Raw genomic sequence first — 20,572 nt, 5'->3', positions numbered from 1 at the left:
AATCACGACTCTACCTGGAACTCAGCAAGGACCGGGGCAAGTGCGGGCCGGACTTTGACCGAGAGCCTGGTGCCCTCCTCCTGGTAGCTGGTGGTCAATATCTCCGCATCTTCGGCGTGCAGCCGTGAGACCACCTCGCCGTGCTCATAGGGCACCAGCAGCTCCAATCGCATAGTGGGACGCGGGATCGAGGCGCTGATCTGTTCCTTCAGCTCCGCGATCCCCTCCCCTGTGCGCGCGGAGACCACCGCCACATGGGGTTCGCGGCGCTTGATCCGGTCGATCACGTGAGCGGACGCGGCGTCGGCCTTGTTGAGCACAATGATCTCGTCGACCTGATGGGCCTCCACCTCGGCGAGGACTGCGCGCACCGCGGCGATCTGGCTCTCCGGCTCCGGGTGGGAGCCGTCCACCACATGCAGGATCAGATCAGCGTCGGCCACCTCCTCCAGTGTGGAGCGGAAGGCCTCCACCAGCTGGGTGGGCAGCTGCCGGACGAACCCGACGGTGTCTGAGAGCGTGTATCCGATGCCGTCCGGTGTCACGGCCTTCCGCGTGGTGGGGTCCAACGTGGCGAACAGGGCGTTCTCCACCAGCACGCCGGCATCAGTGAGCCGGTTGAGCAGGCTCGATTTGCCGGCATTGGTGTAGCCGGCGATGGCCACCGAAGGCACCGCATGGCGTTTGCGGTTGGCGCGCTTGGCCTCCCGGGCCGGCTTCATCGCGGCGATTTCTCTGCGCAGCTTGGCCATCCGCCGGTTGATGCGGCGGCGGTCCAGTTCGATTTTGGTCTCACCGGGTCCGCGGGACCCGATGCCCGCCCCGTCGGCGCCGACACGTCCGCCGGCCTGGCGGGAGAGCGACTCGCCCCAGCCGCGCAGGCGCGGCAGCATGTATTCCATCTGGGCCAGCTCCACCTGCGCCTTGCCCTCTCTGGACTTGGCGTGCTGAGCGAAGATGTCCAGGATCAGGCCGGTGCGGTCGATCACCTTGACCTTGACGATGTCCTCCAACCCACGCCGCTGGGAGGGCGCGAGCTCAGAGTCCACGATCACGGTGTCGGCCCCGAGTTCGGCCACCGCATCTTTGATCTCGACAGCCTTGCCGGAACCGAAGAAGGTGCCGGGGTCCGGGGTGGCGCGGCGCTGGATGAATCCGTCCAGCACCGTGGAGCCTGCGGTCTCGGCCAGGGCGGCAAGCTCGCGCAGCGAGTACTCGGCCTCGGCCACCGAGCCTCCGCTCCACAGTCCAGCCAGTACCACCCGCTCCAGGCGCAGCTGGCGGTATTCGACCTCGGTGACGTCCTCCAGCTCCGTGGAGAGGCCCTCCACCCGGCGCAGACTGCGGCGCTCGAACAGGTCGTACTGGTCGCCGTCGTGCTCGGTGTGGGACTCGGTGACAGCCAGTTCGCGGGCACGGCCGCCGAGGATGCTGGTGTGCTCTTGCGCGCTGGCCTCAGCCTCATCGGCTGCGAGGATGCGCGCGATCGTCTCATCGATGGTGGAGGAGGATTCGTGGGTTCTCTTCTGTTCAGTCATATGTTCCTTGCCCGCGCCGGCATGGTGGTCACTGCGACGTCGCACCGTGTCCGACGATGCCTGGATGCGGGACTTGTGTAGATGCTGGATTCATACATGCTCGACCGCCGACGCCGCTGAGGCGTGGGGGAGCTCATATATACGGCTCAGACCGCTGGAGATGGCGGTGCGTACTGTGTCAGGCGAATCCACATGGGTACTAGTCTAGCAACTGATGAACTCTTCGCACTATTTTGATGCTGCTGAGGGCCCGTTCGAGCGCCGCCGGGTCACTGTCCAACTGGCCGGGCGCGAGGTCCAGGTCAGCACTGCCGGCGGGATCTTCTCCCCCGACGCGGTGGACAAGGGCACCGAGGTGCTGCTGCGGGAGGTCCCGGAGCCGGCTGCCTCGGGGCACCTGCTGGACATCGGCTGCGGCTGGGGGCCGATGGCGCTGACCATGGCGATGCTCTCCCCGCAGGCCAAGGTCTGGGCAGTGGATGTCAGTGAGCGCGCCCGCATCCTCTGTGCGGAGAACGCAGAAGAGTTGGGCCTGGAGAATGTGCGGGTCTGCGCCCCGGAGGAGGTGCCCTCCGGCCATCTGTTTGCGACGATCTGGTCCAATCCGCCGATCCGCATCGGCAAACCCGCCCTGCACCAGCTGCTCCAGCTGTGGCTGCCTCGGCTCGATGCCGGGGGTGAGGCGCACCTGGTGGTCCAGAAGAACCTGGGGGCTGATTCGCTGCTGACCTGGCTGAAGTCGATGCTGGCGGCGGTCGGCGACGACTTCGCCGCTGAACGCACCGCCAGTTCCAAGGGCTTCCGCATCCTCCGGATCAGCCGCGGTCAGAGCGGATGAGCCTCGAGGCGCTGGAGGAAGCGGTCATCTTCTCCGAGTGGAGGGCCCTGCGGCATACCTCCTCCCGGTCGTTGCACCGGACTGCCCAGTTGATGCGGCAGCTGGGCTACCACCCGGATCAGCAGGAGCATGTGACCCTCGGGATCGTGGGATCCAAGGGCAAGGGTACGGCCAGCGCCTATGCCTCGGCGGCCCTGGCCGGACTCGGCCACCGGGTGGGAACGGTGATGAGCCCCGGTGTGCTCTCGAACGCTGACCGGATCCGGATCGACGGCGCGGTGGTCGATGAGCAGGTGCGGCGCCGCGTGCTGCTGCAGATCCAAGAGGCGAAGGACCAGCTGCCCACACCGACGGCTGAGACCGGCTACCTGGCGCCCACCGGCCTGTTTCTGCTGACGGGGTTTCTCCTGTTCGCCGAGGCGGGGGTGGGCGCCGTCGTGGCCGAGGCCGGGATCGGCGGAGCCTCAGATGACCTGTCCCATTGGCCGCTGGAGGTGGTGGCGGTTACCCGGATCTTCGGTGAGCACCTGGACATCCTGGGGCCGAGCGTCACCGATGTGGCCCGCGATAAGTCCGCGGTGATCACCAGTGGAACCCAGCTGGTGGTCTCCTACCCGCAGCGCCCTGAGGTGGCGGAGATCATTGAGCGGCGGTGCGCGCAGATGTCCAGCCGGCTGATCCTGGCAGGGCACGACGGCGCCCACCCCGGCGACCTCTGTGCACGCCTCACCGCGCATCTGCCGAAGGGTTTCCCGCGGCTCAACGCCGCCCTGGGCGTCACTGCGGCATTGGGGATCCCCGCTCCGATTGCACCTGGTGACTCCAACGCTCAAGCTCCGGTGGCCTCGCCTATTCGCCGTCTGCCATGCAACTCCGGTCAAAAGTGGCGAATCCGTGGGGTGGAAGGCGGAGAAAGTACCCTTTCATCACACGTATTCGCCAGGTTAGCCGGTGTAGTGCAGTCGGTGCAGTATCCGGGCCGGATGTCAGTGCATGAGGTGGCTGACAGCAGCAGACCTCGTTGTGTGGTGGACTCAGCAGTGTCGCGGGATGGCCTGCGGGCGGCGCTGGAGTTCGCCGGGACTGCAGTGGATTCCCTGGAGCAGGTGCTGGTGTGCCTGTCCCCGGGCAAAGATCTGGCCGGGTTCATCGCCGGACTTGAGCAGTTCGCCGGCCAGAAGGTGTTTGTGGAGATGCCGGGGGCCTATATCGGAACGCCAGAACGATCCGCCTGGCCCGTCGGCCCCGGTTGGGAGTGGATCACCCTGGCGGATCTCGGCGAACAGGGTGTGCATCAGGCGCCGGGATCGGCTCAGCTGCTGGAGCTGCTCGCCCGAGGCGAGTCGCTGGCCGTAGGGACCGTCCTGTTCACCTCCCTGGTGCTGCGGACCCTGGGGACCAGCGCCAAGAGGCTGTTCACCCCTCCAGGATGAGCTCGCCCGAATAGGTCAGCACCGCAGGGCCGGAGAGCTCCACATCCTCGGCGTTGTCGGTCCGGGCGGTGAAGCGGACGGTGACCTCCCCGCCGGGAACGCTGACCTGCCAGGTGTCGACCGCATCAGCTCCGGCCCAGACCCGTACAGCAGCCGCGGCTGCGCAGGTTCCAGTGCCGCAGGAAAGGGTCTCGCCGACTCCGCGTTCATGGACCCGCATGCTCACCCGGCCCACGCCTTCTGCGACCAGCGGGTCGGCTGGCACCACGAATTCCACATTGGTCCCGTTCGGCGGCACCGGCTCCACCTTGGGCGCATTATTCAGGTCCAGACCCTCCAGCGCGGAATGGTCCGGCAGGGCTACCACCGTATGAGGGTTTCCCATGGAGATGCTCAGCGCGGGGCGGGGGTCGGTCAGCCCTGTGGCCTGGACCAGCGAGTCGGAGGCAGACTCGGCGGCCATCTCTGGGTCGATGAAGGACCAGACACCCATCCCGACGGCGTAGCCCTCCCGGACCTTCCGCACTGTGCGCAGCCCGGCCCGGGTCAGCACCGGGAGGCTGTCCCCTTCATGCAGCTCAACAAGTCTTTCAGCGATGAGGAAATGGGCGAAGGCCCGGACGCCGTTGCCGCACATCTCTGCCTTTGTGCCATCGCCGTTGCGGTAATCCATGAACCACAGCGGGGCCTCCTGAGTGCTGGTCAGTCCGGTCTCAGAGAGCACCGCGGCGCCGTCGTCGCTCTGATGCGCAGCAACAGCCAGAATCAGGCCATCGGCGCCGATGCCGAAATGCCGGTCGCACAGCCGGGCTACTTCCGCTGAGCTGAGCTCCAGGGCTGCTCCGGGGTCGGAGATCATCACGAAGTCGTTGCCAGTGGCCTGGGCTTTGGTGAAGCGCATGTGGATATTCAATCAGACAGAGCTGGTCCCGCCGCTGTCTTTGTCCTCACCGGGTCGCTGAGCACGCCGTCGCGCATGGTCACCACCACGTCGGTCAACGGGACAAAGTCTGTGTCATGGGTCACCATCAGTGTGGCCAGCCCCATCTCATCGGTGAGTCTGCGCAGCAGGCGCACTATCGATTCGGACCGGTCATGGTCGAGCGCTGCGGTGGGCTCATCCACCAGCAGAACTGAGGGAGACCCCATCAGTGCCCGGGCGATATTGACCCGCTGCCGCTGTCCGCCGGAAAGCTGATGGGGTCGGCGCTGCCCAGCGTTTGACAGTCCTACCACCTCCAAGGCTTCGCGGGCACGCGAGACGGCATCCCTGCGTGAGACGCCCCGAAAGTCCTCAACCATCACCAGCTGCTCCTCCGCAGTCAATGAAGCCAGCAGATTCGGCTGCTGGAAGATCATGCCGATCTTCTCCCTGCGGATGTGGTCACGGCGGCGCCGGCGAAGGTCAGTGACCTCTTCACCGTCAATACGCACCGACCCGCGGGTAGGGGAAATCAAGGTGGCAGCGACCGCCAGCAGGCTGGACTTGCCAGACCCGGAGGGGCCGACCAGAGAGTGCATCTCGCCGGGGCCGATGGACAGGCTGACCGAGTCCAAGGCGGTCAGCACACCGTCTGAGCCGTCGGGATATTCCAGCGTGACCCCCTTCACCGACAGGACAGGTTCATTCAACGAACGGGGGCTGGCCGATGGCTTCGAGGTGATGGTCATGAAAAGGCTCCTTGTGATCGTAAAGGTGTCGATAACGGGCTTGCTTGACGGTGCGCAGAGGTTCAGCTGCCGCCAAGAGCGAGCAGAGAGTCGACTGTGCTCACCCGACGGACCGCGACTGCAGCCCCGGCGAGCCCGATGATGACGACCCCCACCGCGGGAAGCGCAGTGGTCGAGGCAGAGGTGACGAAAGGAACAGCCTGGGAGGCGAGCACTCCACCGGCCCAGCCGGCCAACCCTCCGGCGCCTGAGCCGGCCAGCAACACCACGAGCGCCTGACCCAGCGCGTCACCGACCACGTACCTGTTCGAAGCGCCCAGTGCCTTCAACACGGCGATGTCGCGGGTCCGCTGCACCGTCCATACCGTGAAGAAGGCAACGATCACCAATGCTGAGACCGCGTAGAGCAATGCTTGGATCATGGTCAGCGCCCCGTTTTCGGATGAGTAGGAGGACAGTGCGCTGAAGCTGCTCCCCGGGCTCATGCTCACGGTGCCGGCCTCGGCGTCGGCGCGGCTCCGTAGCTCCTCCGCATCGGCTGACTGCTCGTGAGAGGCACTGATGACGGTTCCGACCACATCGGTGTCCACCACGTGAGCCAAGCGCTGCCAGTCCTTCAGGCTGGTCCACAGCACTGGTGTGTGGCTGTACCAGTGATTCTCGATAAGTCCTGCGATGGTCAGCTCCACGCCTCCGATGAGCAGGGTGTCCCCGGCACCGGCTGCCAGCTCATCAGAAATCTCCTCACTGACCAGGGTTTCACCGCTCTTCAGCTCTGCGGCGGGCACTAGATCTCCGCCCAGCTCCACACCGAAGACGGCGGCGGAGGTCGCCGACGAAGAACCCGCCTGGGGCTCTACACGTGTTTGGGTAATGCCCAGCGGTTCTGCTGAAGCGACGCCGTGGGTCTGCTGCCAGGATTCCAGCTGCTGATGGGTCACTTGTGATTCCGTGAAGGATGCCTCTTGCTGATCGTCAGCGCTGAAGGCCAATGTGTCTGTCTCCAGGGATGCGATGGCTGAAGTGCTCTGGTTGGCCAAACCGGCAGTCAGCCCGGAGAGCATCACCAGCAGAAGGCTGATCAGCGCCACCACACTGCCCATCAGGGTGAAGCGTCCAGTGGCGAATCGAATATCTCGTAGGGCCAAAAACATGGGCTATCACGTCACTTCCTCACAGTGGTCAGCGGTACATCTCCACTGTCGGCCAGACCGTTCCCGAAGACATCGCCCCTCTGGTGGCATCTGGGCCGCTCAGCGGATGACCCCGGAATCAACTGATCGGTTGATCCCACGCCGCGGGTGAATCAGTAAGCTGGCTGGATGCCCTCTGAACCCGCGATGCCACCAGTTCTTACTGGTGAGCAGGTGCTCCGTGGCCTGCGCTGGGCTCTGCCGACCAGCGTGGTCGCGTTGCTGCTTATCGGCATCGCTCGGACTGTGGCATCGCAGCCGTCCGCATCACATCTGGCGGTGGTGATGACCGTCGCGCTGCTATTCATCGGGGTCTATGCTCTGGGCCTCCGCCTGGAAAGGCGCCGACCGGCTGTGTGGCTAGCGGCTGTGACCGCGTTGTGGGCAGTCTTGCTGGTCCTTGAGCTCACCTTCACCTGGTTGGCGTTTCCGCTGTTCTTTCTCCATATGCACCTACTGCGCATCCGCCATGCTCTGCTGAGCGTGGCGGTGCTGACCGGGGCAGTCGTACTGGCCCAATGGTTCTCGCTCGGAAGAGCCGAGCTGCCGGCGCTGCTGGGCCCGGTGCTGGGGGCAGGCTTCGCAGTGGTGGTCGCCCTGGCCTATCAAGGGCTTTATGCGGAGAACCGCGCCCAGCAGGCGGCGCTGGAGGAGCTGAGGAAGACACGCGAGCAGTTGTCTGTCTCCCAGCGGCGGGCCGGAGCGTTGGCCGAGCGGGAGCACATGGCCCGGGACATCCATGACACCTTGGCTCAGGGGTTCTCCAGTGTTGTGCTGCTTGCCCGGTCGGCGACAGCGAGTCTGACCAGCGCGGATTACAGGACTTCGGCGAAGCAGATCGACGTCATACGGTCCACCGCATCGGAGAATCTGGAGGAGGCCCGTCGCTTTGTCCGTGCGCTGCAGTCGGGACGCGAGGACGGTCAGCCGCTTGCCGACAGCCTGCGGCGGGCTTGCCATATGGTGGAGACTGACGCGGCGGCGCGCGGAGAAGCTCTGCGTTGCCGGCTGGTGATCAGCGGGAGCCCGGTATCCCTGGCTGTGCCTCATGGTGTGGCGCTGCTGCGGACGGCCCAGGCCAGCCTGTCCAACGTGGTCCAGCATGCTGAGGCCACCACCGCAGTCATTACCGTGAGCTATACAGAAGATCAGGTCATGCTGGATATTGTCGATGACGGCATAGGATTCGACAGGACAGCCGAGTCCGTCGCGTCCCCTCGCGCAGACGGCACCGGGTTCGGGCTTCGCTCCGCACGAGAGCGCCTTGAGGCCCTGGGAGGAGAGTTCCATGTCGAATCCGCCCACGGAGAAGGGACGGCCGTGTCCATCCGACTGCCGCTGAACGGGAATGCTGGTGAGTGACCACACAGAGCCTTCACCACTGGGCGTGCTTCTCGTGGATGATCACCCGGTAGTCCGTGCAGGTCTTGGTGCCATGCTCACTGAGTCAGGAGAGATTGCCGTCCTTGCAGAAGCACCCGACGGCGAAAGTGCCATAGAGACAGTCGAGAGGATCTTCCGGGCAGGAGGGCGGATTGACCTGGTGCTCATGGATCTCCAGCTGGGTGAGGGAATCGACGGCGTGAGGGCTATTCGTCGGATTAAGGAGATCCTCCCGGGGCTCCCGGTGCTGGTGCTGACCACTTATGACACCGAGGCCGACATTCTGGCTGCGGTAGAGGCAGGAGCCAGCGGGTATATGCTCAAGGACGCCCCTCCCGAACAGATCTATCAGGCTGTCCATGAGGCAGCAGCCGGTCAGACGGCGCTGGCGCCGAAAGTGGCCGCACGGCTGATGGGCAGAGTCCGGGAGCCCGTCCTCTCCTTGAGCGCCCGGGAGATTCAGCTGCTGGAGGTGTTGTCCACCGGACAGTCGAATCGGGAGATGGCCCGCTCGCTGTTCATCAGCGAAGCGACGGTTAAAACCCATCTGGTGCATATCTATCAGAAGCTTGGCGTCGACAATCGGGTGGCGGCAGTGTCCGAAGCCCGCCGGCGGCATCTCATTCGGCACTGATCCTCTATCCCCGTACTGCCTCCAGAGCCTGGTCGATAAGCTGCTCACATGCTGTGTCCAGCCAGGTGATTCGCGCATCGGCGCGGAACCAGGTTTCCTGACGGCGGGCGAATTTCCGGGTGGCGATGATGGTCTCCTCCACGGCCTGCTCTTCGGTGAGCACCCCGTCGATGACGCGTAGGAACTGCTGGTAGCCGATGGCGGCTGAGGCGGTGCGGCCCTTCCTCAGCCCCGCAGCGTCGAGTCTGCGGACCTCCTCGAGCAGTCCTGTGCTGTGCATCTGGTGGACACGGTCGGCGATCCGCTCGTGAAGCAGGCTGCGCTCGATTTTCATGCCCAGTTGGAGGACCGGCTCCAGGCTGGGCAGGTGATTGCGCTGGGGCAAGAAGGAGGTGAAGGTCCGCCCGGTCAGCCGGACCACTTCCAGCGCCCGGACCAGGCGGCGCGCGTCCTTGATGACCGCGGCGGACTCCGGGTCGGCCTCGCGCAGCTGCTCGCGCAGTACTGCGGTGCCCTCTGACTCGAGTTCTGCTTCGATCTGGGCGCGCAGGCCGGGATCGGTGGGCGGGAATTCGATGACGTCGGTGGCCGCCCGGAGGTAGAGCCCGGAGCCGCCCACCAGAATGGGAGTCTTGCCGCGTTCGCGGATGGCCGCGATGGTCTGCCGCGCCAGAGCCTGGTACTGAACCACTGAGGCCTCCTCGGTGACCTCAAGGATGTCGAAGAGGTGGTGGGGAACACCCTGGGTTTCATCAGCGGTGATCTTGGCGGTGCCGATGTCCATGCCGCGGTAGAGCTGCATGGAGTCGCCGTTGATCACCTCGCCGTCCAGGCGCTGGGCGAGCTCCACGCTGAGCCCGGTTTTTCCTGAGGCTGTGGCTCCTACCAGGACGACGAGCGGCTTCACGTGGCCGCGCGCAGGGTGGGCATGCCCAGGGAGACTGCCGCAGGCTTGCCGACGGTGACCTGGGTGGTGCCGACCCCGCAGGAGTCGGCCTGCCAGCGGTCCCAGGCATCACCGGCCCGGGAGCGGCGGAGGCGGAAGTCCTCTGCGGCGGGGTCGGAGAGCAGGTGAAAGCTGCCGGAGGCGGTGATGGGCACTGTCACGAAGTCTCCGGGGCGCGGGGTTTCCGCTCCAGCCGGGACGCTGAAGTGGACCAGGCGGTTGTCGGGGGCGCGTCCGGAGAGGCGGCCGGTCTGCTGGTTCTTGGCCCCGGTGTCTGCGGTGACCAGCAGTTCCTGGGTGGTGCCGATCAATGCGGCGTTCTCCTCGGCGGTGATGCGGTCCTGCAGCTGGATCAGCCGCTCGAACCGGGCCTGTACGACGTCTTTGGGCACCTGGTGGTCCATCTCCGCGGCGGGAGTGCCGGGCCGCTTCGAGTACTGGAAGGTGAATGCGCTGGCAAACCGGGAGGCCTCGACCACTTCCATGGTGTCCTCGAAGTCTTCCTCGGTCTCTCCGGGGAAGCCGACGATGATGTCGGTGGTCACCGCCGCATGCGGCATCCGCTCACGGACCTTGTGCAGGATGCCGAGGAACTTTTTGCCGCGGTAGGACCGGCGCATGGATTTCAGGATCCGGTCGGAGCCGGACTGCAGCGGCATGTGCAGCTGCGGCATCACGTTGGGGGTCTCCGCCATGGCGTCGATGACATCATCGGTGAAGCTGGCCGGATGCGGGGAGGTGAAGCGCACCCGTTCCAGGCCAGCAATCTCGCCGCAGGCACGCAGCAGTTTGGCGAAGGCCTGGCGGTCACCGAATTCCACCCCATAGGTGTTGACGTTCTGACCCAGGAGGGTGACCTCGACGGCACCGTCGTCCACCAGGGCCTGCACCTCAGCGAGGATCTCCCCTGGACGGCGGTCCCGTTCCTTACCGCGCAGCGAGGGCACAATGCAGAAGGTGCAGGTGTTGTTGCAGCCCACGGAGATCGAGACCCAGCCGGAGTGCACTGATTCGCGTTTGGTGGGCAGGGTGGAGGGGAAGGTCTCCAGGGCCTCGAGGATCTCGATGCTGGCCTCTTGGTTGTGCCGGGATCGCTCCAGCAGGGTCGGCAGCGAGCCGATGTTGTGGGTGCCGAAGACCACGTCGACCCAGGGCGCGCGTTCCAGGACGGTGTGCTGGTCCTTCTGCGCCAGGCAACCGCCCACTGCGATCTGCATCCCGTGCGCTTCCTTGACCGGCTTGAGCTGGCCGAGATTGCCGTAGAGCCTGTTGTCAGCGTTCTCTCGGACCGCGCAGGTGTTGAAGACCACCAGGTCCGGTGTGCCGTCCTCTGGTGCCCTGGCGTACCCGGCATCCTCCAGCAGCCCTGAGATGCGTTCGGAGTCGTGTACGTTCATCTGGCAGCCGAAGGTGCGCACTTCATAGGTGCGCTCGGCGGCATGTGTCTCAGTGCGGTCCAGGAGTGCTTCAATCATGTCAGCTCAGCGAAGGGTCGGGTGTAGAAAGGCGTACCGGGCCATTCTACCGGGGTTAATACGCGGCCCGGCTCTCCAGGGCCTCACGGACCAGTTGGAGGGCAGCTCCTGGGGCATGGCCGCGGCGGCCCAGCATTCCGACCAGTCGCCGGGTGATCTTCTCGCGTTCCTTGCGGTCTTCCACCCCGTTGCCCACTGGAATGGTCACTCCCCGCAGCCTGGCCTCGATGAGCGCCCGGGCCGCGGCGTTCTCATCCTCAACGCTCAGCTGCTCCAGAGCTGATTCGATGTGGGCGGCGGAGACGCCTTTGTCCTGGAGCTCGCGCCGCAGAGCCGCGGCCCCGAGTCCTTTGAGCTCATGGCGGGTGCGTACCCAGGTGCGGGCGAACTCGGCGTCGTCGATGAGCTGGACCTCCTCCATCCGGTCCAGAACGGAAGTGATCACCTGCTCATTGAACTCCCGCTCACGCAGCGCCTGGGCCAGTTGGTGCCGGGACTTGGCAGACCCGGTCAGCTTGCGCAGCACCGCCGCCCGGGCTTTGGCGTAGTCGTCCTCACCGCCGGAGTCACTGCCGGCCGATGGGGCCGAGGAGCCGTCAAAGAGATCCGAGTTCAGCTCCCCGGCTTCGTACTTCTGCAGTGTCTGCCGGAGTGCTTCAACCTTGGGGTCCGTCATGGTCATCACACCGCGTGAAGAGCAGGTTCCCCGCCGTCGTCCTCAGACTTGATGATGCCGAGCTTCTGTTTGATCCGCAGCTCGATCTCATCAGCCAGGTCCGGGTTGTCCTTGAGGAACTGGCGGGCCTTTTCCTTGCCCTGGCCCAGCTGATCACCGTCATAGGTGAACCAGGCCCCGGACTTCTTGACCAACCCGTTCTCCACGCCGACATCGATCAGGCCGCCTTCACGGGAGATGCCTTCGCCGTAGAGGATGTCGAACTCGGCCTGCTTGAAGGGCGGGGCCATTTTGTTCTTCACGATCTTGGCGCGAGTGCGGTTGCCCACGGCGTTGACCCCCTCCTTGAGGGTCTCGATGCGGCGCACGTCCACGCGGACCGAGGCGTAGAATTTCAAGGCTTTGCCGCCGGAGGTCGTCTCCGGGGAGCCGAAGAACACCCCGATTTTCTCACGCAGCTGGTTGATGAAGATCGCGGTGGTGTTCGTCTGGGCCAGGCGGCCGGCGATCTTACGCAGCGCCTGAGACATCAGCCGGGCCTGCAGGCCCACATGGGAGTCGCCCATCTCGCCTTCGATCTCAGCACGCGGGACCAGGGCCGCCACCGAGTCGATGACCACAATGTCCAGGGAGCCGGAGGAGACCAGCATGTCCATGATCTCCAGGGCCTGCTCACCGGTGTCTGGCTGGGAGACCAGCAGCGAGTCGGTGTCCACACCGAGTTTGCCCGCATAGCTGGGGTCCAGAGCGTGCTCTGCATCGATGAACGCAGCAATGCCGCCGTTCTTCTGCACATTGGCGACCGCATGCAGCGCCACAGTGGTCTTACCGGAGGACTCCGGCCCGTAGATCTCCACCACGCGCCCGCGGGGGAAGCCGCCGATGCCCAGGGCTGCGTCCATGGCGATCGATGAGGTGGGGATGGCCTCGACGGGGGCTCGGGTATCATCGCCGAGCCGCATCACCGAGCCCTTTCCGTACTGCTTGTCGATCTGGGCCAGTGCCGCCTCTAGCGCCTTCTGCCGATCCGGGCTGGTAGCCATGGTTCACCTCACGGAGATAGTTGTTCGTTGACATACCCGAGACTAAATGCAGCCCCGGACATGCCCTCGGTCGGTCCGCCGATCTGTGGAGAGCCCCGCGCGCCGTCTCCCACTGATCTCGTCTGGGGAAAACACTACGCGGTATCGAACACAGATTCGAGCAACACGCCGGTGAGCCGCGCCCTGAGCGATCTAATCCCTATCCGGCATGGTCGGTATGGTCGATGATCTCAGTGACGATCTGATCCCAGAGCGGCTCGGGCGGATATTGGTGCCCCATACCTGGCAGCGGGACCAGGCGCGCTCCGGGGATGGTCTTGGCCAAAGCTTCGCCGTGCGCCAGGGAGAACAGCGGATCATCGGTGCCGTGCAGGATCAATGCGGGAAGACGGAGCTGATCCAGCTGACCGCCTATCGAGGGCCCTTCTTCGGCGATCCAGTGGTTGGTCTGCATGGCGGCCATATCCACAGTGCGGTCGAAGGACCGGGCAGCGGTGCGGCGCATCCGTTCTGCGTCGAAGGGGATGGTGCCGGCGAAGGGTCTCTCCCCCTCGACGATGGCCTCGATGGCAGTCTCACGATCGGCCCAGTCCGCCTCCGGGCCGCCTGCAGAGGAGTATTCGGCAAGCCGCGGCTCCATGGAGGGCAGCTGCGTCCCATCTGCGGCAGTCCCGCTGATGGGGCTGGTTGCCATCAGGATCAGGCTGGTCACACGTCCTGGATGCTCTAGGGCCATACGCTGAGCGATGGCTCCGCCCATGGAGATGCCGACCACGTGAGCTGCTTCAACATCGAACCCGTCGAGAACTGCCAAGGAATCGCCGACCAGATCGGCACCCGTGTAACCAGGCTCGCCTGCCGGATAACTGGTTGAGCACCCGGTATCGCGGAGGTCGTAGCGGATCACGTACCGGCCTGCTCCAGCCAGCCGGGTGCAGAACTCAGCGTCCCAGAAGTCCATGGAGGTCGACGCTCCGCAGATCAGCAGCACCGCAGGGTTCTCTGATTCCCCAAAAGCCTCTGCGTATATCTGTGCATCACCGGAGAGCACCCACCGCGCCACCACGCTGCGTTCAGCGTGCATAGTTCACCGCTCCCCGGCCAGCTCGGGACTCATAGTGCTGACGCTACCAAGGTGGCGCCGAATTGCAACCCATCTCTTGACACGTGACTAAATAGTCACCTATTCTCAGGGTGTGACGGACGAGGACCTCATCTTCAAAGCACTTGCCGACCGCACGCGCAGGCTCATGCTGGATGCCCTGCACGAGAAGAGCGGACGGTCGCTGAGCGACTTGGAGAGAGTCGTCGCCGGGCATGCTGAGATGTCCAGGTTCGGCGTCGCCAAGCATCTGAAGGTCTTGGCGGCTGCCGATCTAGTCATCATGCGCAAAAAGGGCCGGGAGAAGCTGCACTATCTCAATCCGGTGCCCATCCGCCTGATCCACGACCGGTGGATCGACAAATACTCTGAGGCGCACGTCGTCTCACTCACTCACCTCAAGAACATATCGGAGAAACCCCATGACTGACCTGAGCACACAGGTTCACGGCATCTACATCGATGCACCGGCAGAGAAAGTCTGGGAGGCACTGACCTCCTCGGAGTACACCAATCGCTACGGCTACGGCGGTGATATCGAGATCGACCTGCGCCCCGGCGGGCAGATGCGGCACCTCACCACCGACCAGATGAAGACCATGGGAATGGGCGACGTCGCGGTGCTGGGCACTGTAGTGGAGGCCGAGCCGCCGAACAAGCTGGTCCTGGACTGGTCCGCCGCCTGGCACGACGAGCCACCCAGCCGCCTGACCTACGAAATCACCCAGGGACCATCGGGCCTCACCAGGGTCACACTGACCCACGAGCTGCCCGAGTCGCCGAAGACCGCCCAGGATGTGGCGGGCAACGGCAAGATCGAAGAAGGCGGCGGCGGATGGCCGTGGGAGCTGGCCAGCCTGAAGACGCTGCTGGAGACGGGGAAACCCATGACGACGGCGGGCGCCTGAGCCCGCAACGGTCACCTAACCCCTGGGCGGTGTGTCCTTGGGCGGAATATCTCTGCCCAGCCAGCGTGACTCCGGAACGTCCTGCTGCTGGCAGAGCGCCTCCCACACCTCGCGGGTGGCGATGCCGGAGGACAGAGCTTCCTTGGTGGTGAGCTGGTACTTGGTGATCACCAGCTGGTCAGCCAGCACATGGGCGTAGGCCTTGCCGAACTCATCCTCCATCAGGGCCCAGAAGCGGGACTCACGCACCGCTCTATGCCACCTTGGGCTGCTCGGCCGGTCCAGGGGCACTGCCGGGGCTGCCGGCGTCGTCGTACTCCGCATACGTCTGGTTCATCTTGGCGAGCAAACCGGAGAGCCCTATGATCTCCTCCTCGGTCCAGGGCTCGAGCATATGGAGGTAGCGCTCAGAGCGCTGGGCCTGGGCGGCCTCGAGCCGGGACTTGCCCTGCTCGGTCAGCGAGATCACCAGGGCACGCCCATCGGCGGGGTCGGCTCGCTTGGTGATGAAACCGCGCTCGGCCAGAGTGGTCAGCTGGCGGGACAGAGTGGGCTTGCCGACCCCCAAATGCTTGGAGATGTGGGTCATCCGCTGGGCGCCTTCGCGCTGCAGGGTGAAGAGGATGGAGTAGGCGGCCGGCTCGATCTCCGGATCGATGGTCTTGGCCAGCTGGATGGCGTTGTGCCGCCGGCGCAGGAAGAGGCGGTGCAACTCCTGCTGGAGCTCCTTGACGTGCGCGCGGCGATCCTCTGAAACCATGCGTGCAAGTCTAGCGGGAACGCAGCAGCGCGCCTCTTTCAGACGTGAAGGTCAGCAAGGGCCGGCCGAGAGCTGAGTGGGGCCTCCCCGCCAGCGGGACTAGCACCGTCGAACTCGCGCTGCAACTCGGTGGGCACCGTATCCGGCACCTGGAAGCCCTCGGCGGCGGCGATCCGCTCGGCGACCTGGAACAGCATGGCTGCCAGGGGCACGTTCAGCGCGGTGCAGATGCTGGCCAGCAGCTCTGAGGAGGCCTCTTTCTGACCGCGCTCCACCTCGGAGAGGTAGCCCAGGCTCACCCGGGCATCGTGACTGACATCACGCAGCGTGCGGCCCTCGGACTGCCGGATGTTACGTAGAACGTCGCCGATCTCCTGGCGCAGGACCACACCCTTGAGCTCGCCGGGCTCCTCGGGCATACCCTGAGAGTCAGTGTCCTTCCAACGGGTGACACCATTGACGGTGACTGGCTGTCGCACCATGAGAATCTCCCTCTAGCGTGTACTGCTTTCGACTAGGTCCAACCCTGCGTGCCGCTGTTTTGTTCCCCCAACTGTAGCGGGAAACCCTGAGCGGCGCCTTATGCCTCCGGCAGCCCGGCCGGCTCCGTGTGAAGGAGGTCACTGAGCAGCTTGAGCGCGCCCTCCACGCTGGCGCGGCGGATCGCTGCCCGGTCACCCTCGAGATCCAACAGCCGGTAACCGGCCAGATGCCCCTGGGCCGAGCCGAGATCGTGGGCACCGCAGTCCTCAGGCAGGCAGAAACCGAACCGTTCGACGACGCCGGCCGCCGCCGAGATGCCCAGATACACCGTACCCACCGGTTTGCCCTGGTGCGGCTCCGGACCAGCGACCCCGGTGGTGGAGATCCCGATCTCAGTGCCGCAGGCCTGCGCCGCGCCGAAGGCCATCTGAGCGGCAACGCCCCCGTCGACCGCCCCCCGGGTCTCCAGCAGCCCTGGATCCACCTTCAGGACATTCTCCTTGACCTGGTTGGAGTAGGCCACTACTCCCCCGAGCAGGGCGACCGACGCCCCGGGCACATCAGCGATCCGCGACGACAGCGCCCCGGCGCTCAGCGATTCTGCGGTGGCGATGGTCATTCCGCGGTGCCCCAGGCGCTGCAGGATCTCCACCGGGTCAGTGGCCCGCTCAGCCCGGCGAGCCACCCGCTGGGCATCACCTGCTGCGCTCATAAGGTGTTCCTCCTCACCGCCCGGCGGATGCGCGCCGCCTGGATGAGGTAGTCGATGCCGGTGATCACGGTGACCACCAGCGCGGCGATCATGATCCAGAAGGCCACATCCGCCAGCCAGCCCGCAATCACCACCAGGGGCAGCAGCATCAGCTGGAGTCCGGCAGTCTGCAGGACGGTCTTGAGCTTGCCTCCGCGGGAGGCCGGCATCACCTGGACGCGCAGCATGGCCATCCTCAGGGCGGTGATGCCGAGTTCGCGGACCAGGATCACGATGGTCACCCACCACGGCAGCTCGCCCAGCAGCGAGAGCATCACCAGAGCCGCACCGATGAGCAGCTTGTCGGCGATGGGGTCGGCGATCTTGCCGAAGTCGGTGATGAGATTGCGTTTGCGCGCCAGATCGCCGTCGACAGCATCGGTGACCATGGCCACGGCGAAGACTCCCGCGGCGGCCCAGCGCCATCCCCCGTTGCCGGCCTCCAGCGGCTGCAGCGCACCGGACCCGGAGGCTGATGCATCGATCACCAGCAGCGCGATGAACACCGGCACCAGCACGATGCGCACCAGTGTGAGCACATTGGCGATGTTCAGCAGCGGGGCCTGCGGGTTCGCTTTCATCAGGGTCTGACTCTACCCAATCCTGACGTGCCGTAGGGTTTTCGAGATGTCGTGGGGCGATAGCCGTACGAGAACTCGAAAGCGGCACGACAAGCGGCCCATCAGCGTCCGGTGAGCCCCCAGGCGTCCTCGGAGCCGGTGGAGCTGTCCGCGCCGTCGTGATAGTCGACCACCTCGGTGAGATCGCGGGTGCGCTCGGCCAGATCCCGGGCGATCAGATCGGCGGCCCAGTCGTTCTCCGCCGGAGGGGACGACGACGCCGCATCAGCCTGGGACTGCTCCTCATCGCCGAGGTCAGCATCAGGGGACGCCACGGTCTCCCCACCGTCGGGACCAATGTCGACCGCCTGCGCCGGCTCCACCTCAGCGGCGTCGTCGTAGGGGCGTGGGGCATCGTCGCTGCTTTCGCCGTTGATGGCGGCCAGCACCTCGCCCAGCTGCTCCGGGGCGACCAGCACATCACGGGCCTTGGAGCCCTCAGAGGGTCCCACCACACCGCGGGACTCCATGAGGTCCATGATGCGTCCGGCCTTGGCGAACCCCATCTTCAGCTTGCGCTGAAGCATGGAGGTGGAACCGAACTGGGTGGTGACCACCAGTTCGGTGGCCGCCAGCAGCAGCTCTAAGTCCTCGCCGATGTCCTCGTCGATCTGGCGTTTCTTGGGCTCCAGCGCCTTCACCGCGTCCTCACGGTACTGGGCCTTCAGCTGCGACTTCACGTGCGCGACCACGGCCTCGACCTCGGACTCGTTGACCCAGGCCCCCTGCACGCGCATCGGCTTGGACTTGCCCATCGGCAGGAACAGAGCGTCGCCCTGACCCAGCAGCTTCTCGGCTCCGACCTGGTCCAGCACCACGCGGGAGTCGGTGGCCGAGCTGGTGGCAAACGCCATCCGGGAGGGCACATTGGCCTTGATCAGGCCGGTGACCACATTCACACTCGGCCGCTGGGTGGCCAGCACCAGGTGGATGCCGGCCGCACGCGCCAGCTGGGTGATCCGCACAATGGAGTCCTCGACGTCGCGCGGGGCGACCATCATCAGATCGGCCAGCTCGTCGACGATCACCAACAGGTAGGGGTAGGGCCGCAGCACCCGTTGCGAGTCCGGCGGCAGAGTGATCTTCCCTGCGCGGACCGCGGCGTTGAACTCATCGATCTTCTTGTAGCCGAAGTGAGCGAGATCGTCGTAGCGGTTGTCCATCTCCTTGCAGACCCATTCCAAGGCCTCGGCGGCCTTCTTGGCATCGGTGATGATGGGTGTCACCAGGTGCGGGATGCCCTCGTAGGCGGTCAGCTCCACGCGCTTCGGGTCCACCATGACCATGCGGACCTCATCGGGAGTGGCGCGCATGAGGATGGAGGTGATCATCGAGTTGATGAACGCCGATTTGCCCGCCCCGGTGGCACCGGCCACCAGCAGGTGCGGCATCTTGGCCAGCGGTGCCATCACATAGCCGCCCTCGACGTCCTTGCCCACTCCCATGGCCAGCGGGTGCTCGACCTTGCGGGAGGCGTTGGAGCGCAGCACATCACCCAGGGCCACGACTTCCTTGTCCCGGTTGGGGATCTCGATGCCGATGGCCGACTTGCCGGGGATGGGGCTGAGGATGCGCACCTCGTTGGAGGCCACCGCGTAGGCGATGTTCTTCTCCAGGTTGGTGACCTTTTCCACCTTGGTGCCCGGAGCCAGCTCAATCTCGTAGCGGGTCACGGTGGGCCCCCGGGAGAAGCCGGTGACCTCTGCGTCGACCTTGAACTGCTCGAAAGTGCGGTCCAAGGCGGCGACGATCTCAGCATTGGCCTCAGAGCTCTGCTTGGGCGGCGGCCCGGCCGGCAGCAGCTGCTGGGCGGGCAGGGTGTAGGTGACGTCTCCGGAGAGCTCCAGCTGCTCACTGCGCACCGGGAGGTCTTTGGCGGGGGCAGGGGCTTCCGGGACAGATGTGGGTTTGGGGGTGGAGGCGGGCTTGGCAGCAGTCTCCGCCGAGGACACGCCTGCGGCGCGTTTGGCCGCGGCGATCTCCTGCTCCTGCTTGGTGGGCCGCTTCTGGCCTGGTTTCAGCGCAGACGTCTCATCGGCTGGCTCCACCTCCACCGGAGAGTCATAGGCGCCGCCAGCAGCCACATCGAAGACCTGGGTGGGGGCCGTCTCAGCCGGGGTGGCGTCGTGATCATCTCCGGCTGCGGAATCGGACAGGCGGGCGAAGAAGCTGGGCCGCCCGGACTTGTCGCGGTCCTTCTTGCCGCGCCCCGATGCCCCGGTGCGCGGGCGCGGAGCTTTGGGGGCACCGTCGTCGTAGTAGTCGGCATCCCCCTGCTGGGACGCGCCGCCGGAGGGCGCCTCGGCAGCGGACGGGCGCTCGCCGGGTTGGCCGATGATGTAGTCCCGGGCGACGGCGAGGCGGTCGGGGATGCGCCGGACCGGGGTGTCGGTGAGCACCAGCATGCCGATGAGAAGCACCGCGGAGAGGACGGCCCACACCGGGTACTGGGTCACCAGCGAGGCCATCGGGACTACCACCAGGTAGCCCAGGACGCCGCCGGAGTCGATCATCTGGTCGAAGCCGCCGGCCTCGCTCTGCTCGAAGATCTGGTTGATGGTCGGCATGCCCGCGGCCAGGTGTGCCAGGCCCGCGGAGGTGGCCAGCACGATGGTCAGGCCGATGGCGACGCGGCCGTTTGCCTCATGCTGCTGCGGGGTGCGGAAGTAGCGGATGGCGGTGACCAGCAGGACCAGCGGCAGGATCACCGTGGCCCAGCCGAAAGTGCCGGCGGTGACCCGGTGGACCACCTCGGATACCCAGTGGTCCCAGTTGCGGGCACCCCACCAGTCCACCACAGCGGTCAGTGCGGCCAACAGGAAGAACACCAGGCCGGCACCGTCACGGCGGTCATCGGGGTGGATCTTCACTTGCGTGCCGATGCTGCGGGCCGCACCGCCCACCGGTGTAGCCAGGGCAAGCCAGACCCCGCGGGCAGCGGTGAACAGCAGATTGCCGCGCTCCTCCTGCTGCTGGGGAGCCTTCTTCTTCGACGTCGTCGCGCGGGATGAGGCGGAAGAGGACTTCTTCTTTCCGGCCGACCGCGAGGGGGAAGTACGTGTCGCCATAGTCCCAACCTAGCCGCCGGCGCGCCGGAACACCCGCATTTACGCGCGGG

At 65.6% G+C, this 20,572-nt stretch carries 21 protein-coding genes; 6 read left to right on the top strand and 15 right to left on the bottom strand.

The features are described 5' to 3' along the window. Positions 1-2: 2 nt before the first annotated feature. On the bottom strand, positions 3-1,538 hold the full coding sequence (gene hflX / locus DVO78_RS08305; RefSeq protein ID WP_120004350.1) for a GTPase HflX: 1,536 nt from the start codon (positions 1,536-1,538) through the stop codon (positions 3-5). 214 nt (positions 1,539-1,752) lie between these two features. Here hflX and DVO78_RS08300 point away from each other — a divergent pair, with 214 nt between their 5' ends. Continuing rightward, complete coding sequence (locus DVO78_RS08300) at positions 1,753-2,376, top strand: class I SAM-dependent methyltransferase (RefSeq protein WP_120004349.1); 624 nt, start codon at positions 1,753-1,755, stop codon at positions 2,374-2,376. After that, on the top strand, positions 2,373-3,809 hold the full coding sequence (locus DVO78_RS08295; protein ID WP_120004348.1) for a folylpolyglutamate synthase/dihydrofolate synthase family protein: 1,437 nt from the start codon (positions 2,373-2,375) through the stop codon (positions 3,807-3,809). Before DVO78_RS08300 ends, DVO78_RS08295 begins: the two co-directional genes overlap by 4 nt. Here DVO78_RS08295 and dapF read toward each other — a convergent pair. The 3 genes from dapF to DVO78_RS08280 form a co-directional block, all read right to left on the bottom strand. Further along, positions 3,793-4,710, bottom strand: a complete 918-nt coding sequence (gene dapF / locus DVO78_RS08290) for a diaminopimelate epimerase (protein WP_120004347.1) — start codon at positions 4,708-4,710, stop codon at positions 3,793-3,795. The two genes, DVO78_RS08295 and dapF, sit on opposite strands and share 17 nt — an antisense overlap. 8 nt (positions 4,711-4,718) lie before the next feature. Further along, positions 4,719-5,480, bottom strand: coding sequence for an ABC transporter ATP-binding protein (locus tag DVO78_RS08285; protein WP_120004346.1), 762 nt, complete (start codon positions 5,478-5,480; stop codon positions 4,719-4,721). Between the two features lie 62 nt (positions 5,481-5,542). Continuing rightward, complete coding sequence (locus DVO78_RS08280) at positions 5,543-6,634, bottom strand: ABC transporter permease (protein ID WP_120004345.1); 1,092 nt, start codon at positions 6,632-6,634, stop codon at positions 5,543-5,545. A 168-nt stretch (positions 6,635-6,802) separates the two neighbouring features. Here DVO78_RS08280 and DVO78_RS08275 point away from each other — a divergent pair, with 168 nt between their 5' ends. Both DVO78_RS08275 and DVO78_RS08270 read left to right on the top strand, forming a co-directional pair. Next, a complete protein-coding gene (locus tag DVO78_RS08275; protein ID WP_238385201.1) occupies positions 6,803-8,035 on the top strand; it encodes a sensor histidine kinase in 1,233 nt (410 codons plus the stop codon). Further along, positions 8,022-8,690 carry a response regulator gene (locus DVO78_RS08270; RefSeq protein ID WP_120004344.1) on the top strand — a complete coding sequence of 223 codons (669 nt, stop codon included), beginning with the start codon at positions 8,022-8,024 and terminating at the stop codon, positions 8,688-8,690. Before DVO78_RS08275 ends, DVO78_RS08270 begins: the two co-directional genes overlap by 14 nt. 4 nt (positions 8,691-8,694) lie before the next feature. Here DVO78_RS08270 and miaA read toward each other — a convergent pair whose 3' ends face one another. From miaA to DVO78_RS08245, 5 genes are all read right to left on the bottom strand, one after another. Next, positions 8,695-9,597 carry a tRNA (adenosine(37)-N6)-dimethylallyltransferase MiaA gene (gene miaA / locus DVO78_RS08265; protein ID WP_120004343.1) on the bottom strand — a complete coding sequence of 301 codons (903 nt, stop codon included), beginning with the start codon at positions 9,595-9,597 and terminating at the stop codon, positions 8,695-8,697. Further along, positions 9,594-11,111 carry a tRNA (N6-isopentenyl adenosine(37)-C2)-methylthiotransferase MiaB gene (miaB, locus tag DVO78_RS08260; RefSeq protein WP_120004342.1) on the bottom strand — a complete coding sequence of 506 codons (1,518 nt, stop codon included), beginning with the start codon at positions 11,109-11,111 and terminating at the stop codon, positions 9,594-9,596. The genes miaA and miaB overlap by 4 nt, the downstream gene beginning before the upstream one ends. A 55-nt stretch (positions 11,112-11,166) precedes the next feature. Further along, on the bottom strand, positions 11,167-11,787 hold the full coding sequence (locus DVO78_RS08255) for a regulatory protein RecX (RefSeq protein ID WP_120004376.1): 621 nt from the start codon (positions 11,785-11,787) through the stop codon (positions 11,167-11,169). A 5-nt stretch (positions 11,788-11,792) separates the two neighbouring features. Continuing rightward, a complete protein-coding gene (gene recA, locus DVO78_RS08250) occupies positions 11,793-12,830 on the bottom strand; it encodes a recombinase RecA (RefSeq protein WP_120004341.1) in 1,038 nt (345 codons plus the stop codon). 199 nt (positions 12,831-13,029) lie between these two features. Next, positions 13,030-13,914 (bottom strand): alpha/beta fold hydrolase, encoded by an 885-nt coding sequence (locus tag DVO78_RS08245; protein ID WP_120004340.1) that lies wholly within the window; start codon positions 13,912-13,914, stop codon positions 13,030-13,032. Positions 13,915-14,026: 112 nt separating this feature from the next. On the opposite strand from DVO78_RS08245, the gene DVO78_RS08240 reads away from it, so the two are divergent. After that, entirely contained in the window at positions 14,027-14,362 is a 336-nt protein-coding gene (locus DVO78_RS08240) for an ArsR/SmtB family transcription factor (RefSeq protein WP_120004339.1), read from the top strand. Beyond that, positions 14,355-14,840 (top strand): SRPBCC domain-containing protein, encoded by a 486-nt coding sequence (locus DVO78_RS08235; RefSeq protein ID WP_120004338.1) that lies wholly within the window; start codon positions 14,355-14,357, stop codon positions 14,838-14,840. Before DVO78_RS08240 ends, DVO78_RS08235 begins: the two co-directional genes overlap by 8 nt. Positions 14,841-14,855: 15 nt before the next feature. Here the strand turns inward: DVO78_RS08235 and DVO78_RS08230 are convergent, their stop codons facing one another. The 6 genes from DVO78_RS08230 to DVO78_RS08205 form a co-directional block, all read right to left on the bottom strand. Further along, positions 14,856-15,089 carry a DUF3046 domain-containing protein gene (locus DVO78_RS08230; protein WP_120004337.1) on the bottom strand — a complete coding sequence of 78 codons (234 nt, stop codon included), beginning with the start codon at positions 15,087-15,089 and terminating at the stop codon, positions 14,856-14,858. Between the two features lie 4 nt (positions 15,090-15,093). Further along, positions 15,094-15,600: a MarR family winged helix-turn-helix transcriptional regulator gene (locus DVO78_RS08225; protein WP_120004336.1), complete on the bottom strand. Its 507-nt coding sequence runs from the start codon at positions 15,598-15,600 to the stop codon at positions 15,094-15,096. A gap of 38 nt (positions 15,601-15,638) precedes the next feature. Then, complete coding sequence (locus tag DVO78_RS08220; protein ID WP_120004335.1) at positions 15,639-16,082, bottom strand: helix-turn-helix domain-containing protein; 444 nt, start codon at positions 16,080-16,082, stop codon at positions 15,639-15,641. Between the two features lie 98 nt (positions 16,083-16,180). Next, entirely contained in the window at positions 16,181-16,795 is a 615-nt protein-coding gene (locus tag DVO78_RS08215) for a CinA family protein (protein ID WP_120004334.1), read from the bottom strand. Next, on the bottom strand, positions 16,792-17,415 hold the full coding sequence (pgsA, locus tag DVO78_RS08210; RefSeq protein ID WP_120004333.1) for a CDP-diacylglycerol--glycerol-3-phosphate 3-phosphatidyltransferase: 624 nt from the start codon (positions 17,413-17,415) through the stop codon (positions 16,792-16,794). The genes DVO78_RS08215 and pgsA overlap by 4 nt, the downstream gene beginning before the upstream one ends. A gap of 101 nt (positions 17,416-17,516) precedes the next feature. Then, positions 17,517-20,522: an FtsK/SpoIIIE family DNA translocase gene (locus tag DVO78_RS08205; protein WP_120004332.1), complete on the bottom strand. Its 3,006-nt coding sequence runs from the start codon at positions 20,520-20,522 to the stop codon at positions 17,517-17,519. Positions 20,523-20,572: the final 50 nt, after the last annotated feature.

The sequence above is a fragment of the Nesterenkonia muleiensis genome (genome assembly GCF_003600155.1).
Classification (GTDB): Bacteria; Actinomycetota; Actinomycetes; order Actinomycetales; family Micrococcaceae; genus Nesterenkonia; species Nesterenkonia muleiensis.
The sequence above is the reverse complement of the archived record's forward strand: the minus strand, read 5'-3'. Positions and strand labels throughout refer to the sequence as shown.

Bases quoted from the DNA above. Each gene is read 5' to 3' on its own strand.
- miaB (WP_120004342.1), bottom strand. From the start codon at position 11,111: ATGATTGAAGCACTCCTGGACCGCACTGAGACACATGCCGCCGAGCGC.
- DVO78_RS08215 (WP_120004334.1), bottom strand. From the start codon at position 16,795: ATGAGCGCAGCAGGTGATGCCCAGCGGGTGGCTCGCCGGGCTGAGCGG.
- DVO78_RS08220 (WP_120004335.1), bottom strand. From the start codon at position 16,082: ATGGTGCGACAGCCAGTCACCGTCAATGGTGTCACCCGTTGGAAGGAC.
- DVO78_RS08280 (WP_120004345.1), bottom strand. From the start codon at position 6,634: ATGTTTTTGGCCCTACGAGATATTCGATTCGCCACTGGACGCTTCACC.
- pgsA (WP_120004333.1), bottom strand. From the start codon at position 17,415: ATGAAAGCGAACCCGCAGGCCCCGCTGCTGAACATCGCCAATGTGCTC.
- DVO78_RS08275 (WP_238385201.1), top strand. From the start codon at position 6,803: ATGCCCTCTGAACCCGCGATGCCACCAGTTCTTACTGGTGAGCAGGTG.
- DVO78_RS08235 (WP_120004338.1), top strand. From the start codon at position 14,355: ATGACTGACCTGAGCACACAGGTTCACGGCATCTACATCGATGCACCG.
- DVO78_RS08225 (WP_120004336.1), bottom strand. From the start codon at position 15,600: ATGGTTTCAGAGGATCGCCGCGCGCACGTCAAGGAGCTCCAGCAGGAG.
- dapF (WP_120004347.1), bottom strand. From the start codon at position 4,710: ATGCGCTTCACCAAAGCCCAGGCCACTGGCAACGACTTCGTGATGATC.
- hflX (WP_120004350.1), bottom strand. From the start codon at position 1,538: ATGACTGAACAGAAGAGAACCCACGAATCCTCCTCCACCATCGATGAG.
- DVO78_RS08300 (WP_120004349.1), top strand. From the start codon at position 1,753: ATGAACTCTTCGCACTATTTTGATGCTGCTGAGGGCCCGTTCGAGCGC.
- DVO78_RS08270 (WP_120004344.1), top strand. From the start codon at position 8,022: ATGCTGGTGAGTGACCACACAGAGCCTTCACCACTGGGCGTGCTTCTC.
- DVO78_RS08285 (WP_120004346.1), bottom strand. From the start codon at position 5,480: ATGACCATCACCTCGAAGCCATCGGCCAGCCCCCGTTCGTTGAATGAA.
- DVO78_RS08245 (WP_120004340.1), bottom strand. From the start codon at position 13,914: ATGCACGCTGAACGCAGCGTGGTGGCGCGGTGGGTGCTCTCCGGTGAT.
- DVO78_RS08295 (WP_120004348.1), top strand. From the start codon at position 2,373: ATGAGCCTCGAGGCGCTGGAGGAAGCGGTCATCTTCTCCGAGTGGAGG.
- DVO78_RS08205 (WP_120004332.1), bottom strand. From the start codon at position 20,522: ATGGCGACACGTACTTCCCCCTCGCGGTCGGCCGGAAAGAAGAAGTCC.
- recA (WP_120004341.1), bottom strand. From the start codon at position 12,830: ATGGCTACCAGCCCGGATCGGCAGAAGGCGCTAGAGGCGGCACTGGCC.
- DVO78_RS08255 (WP_120004376.1), bottom strand. From the start codon at position 11,787: ATGACGGACCCCAAGGTTGAAGCACTCCGGCAGACACTGCAGAAGTAC.